The organism is Neptuniibacter sp. 1_MG-2023 (assembly GCF_030547185.1).
Lineage (GTDB): Bacteria > Pseudomonadota > Gammaproteobacteria > Pseudomonadales > Balneatricaceae > Neptuniibacter.
Genome location: NZ_JAUOQR010000028.1, coordinates 1 through 1,803, shown reverse-complemented (window position 1 = coordinate 1,803; position 1,803 = coordinate 1). Strand labels below are relative to the sequence as shown.

Below are 1,803 nucleotides of genomic sequence, written 5' to 3'. Positions count from 1 at the left end.
CGCTCTCTTCACTTTCTGATCAGATAATTCGTGTGAACGCTTGCCAAGATTCGGCTTTCGTTTAAGGAGGTGATCCAGCCCCAGGTTCCCCTAGGGCTACCTTGTTACGACTTCACCCCAGTCATGAACCACACCGTGGTAACCGCCCTCCCGAAGGTTAAGCTAGCTACTTCTGGTGCAATCCACTCCCATGGTGTGACGGGCGGTGTGTACAAGGCCCGGGAACGTATTCACCGTGGCATTCTGATCCACGATTACTAGCGATTCCGACTTCATGGAGTCGAGTTGCAGACTCCAATCCGGACTACGACCGGTTTTGTGAGATTAGCTTACCTTCGCAGGTTCGCAGCCCTCTGTACCGGCCATTGTAGCACGTGTGTAGCCCAACTCGTAAGGGCCATGATGACTTGACGTCGTCCCCACCTTCCTCCGGTTTGTCACCGGCAGTCTCCTTAGAGTTCCCACCATTACGTGCTGGCAAATAAGGACAAGGGTTGCGCTCGTTACGGGACTTAACCCAACATTTCACAACACGAGCTGACGACAGCCATGCAGCACCTGTCTCAGAGTTCCCGAAGGCACGAAACTATCTCTAGTAACTTCTCTGGATGTCAAGAGTTGGTAAGGTTCTTCGCGTTGCGTCGAATTAAACCACATGCTCCACCGCTTGTGCGGGCCCCCGTCAATTCATTTGAGTTTTAACCTTGCGGCCGTACTCCCCAGGCGGTCTACTTATCGCGTTAGCTTCGCCACTAAAAGATCAAGTCTTCCAACGGCTAGTAGACATCGTTTACGGCGTGGACTACCAGGGTATCTAATCCTGTTTGCTCCCCACGCTTTCGCACCTCAGTGTCAATATCGGTCCAGGTAGTCGCCTTCGCCACTGGTGTTCCTTCCTATATCTACGCATTTCACCGCTACACAGGAAATTCCACTACCCTCTACCGTATTCTAGACTGGCAGTATCAGGTGCAGTTCCAAGGTTGAGCCCTGGGCTTTCACATCTGACTGACCAATCCACCTACGCGCGCTTTACGCCCAGTAATTCCGATTAACGCTCGGACCCTCCGTATTACCGCGGCTGCTGGCACGGAGTTAGCCGGTCCTTCTTCTGTCGCTAACGTCACAGTATGTAAGTATTAATTACACACCTTTCCTCACGACTGAAAGTGCTTTACAACCCTAGGGCCTTCTTCACACACGCGGCATGGCTGCATCAGGGTTTCCCCCATTGTGCAATATTCCCCACTGCTGCCTCCCGTAGGAGTCTGGGCCGTGTCTCAGTCCCAGTGTGGCTGATCATCCTCTCAGACCAGCTAGAGATCGTCGCCTTGGTGAGCCATTACCTCACCAACTAGCTAATCTCACGCAGGCTCATCCAATAGTGCAAGGTCCGAAGAGCCCCTGCTTTCCCCCGAAGGGCGTATGCGGTATTAGACCAAATTTCTCTGGCTTATCCCCCGCTACTGGGTAGATTCCTACGCGTTACTCACCCGTCCGCCGCTCGTCAGCATCTAGCAAGCTAGATCTGTTACCGCTCGACTTGCATGTGTTAGGCCTGCCGCCAGCGTTCAATCTGAGCCATGATCAAACTCTTCAGTTTAAATCATATATGTGTCACCAGGAATGTGGTGACGGCTCTAGTACTAAACAACCGGATTGCATTCGAAAATGCAAAACCTATTGTAAATCGTTTTAAATGAATTCACTTGGTTGCTTGTCTAGAAAATAAAGCTATTTGCTTCATCTCAACAAGCGCCCACACGAATTATCTGATCAAATTGTTAAAGAGCGTTGCTTGGA

General features: G+C 51.2%; 1 rRNA gene. It reads right to left on the bottom strand.

Features of this window, described 5'->3' with window-relative positions:
- Positions 1-62: 62 nt before the first annotated feature.
- Positions 63-1,603, bottom strand: a 16S ribosomal RNA gene (locus Q4492_RS15620).
- Between the last annotated feature and the right edge of the window lie 200 nt (positions 1,604-1,803).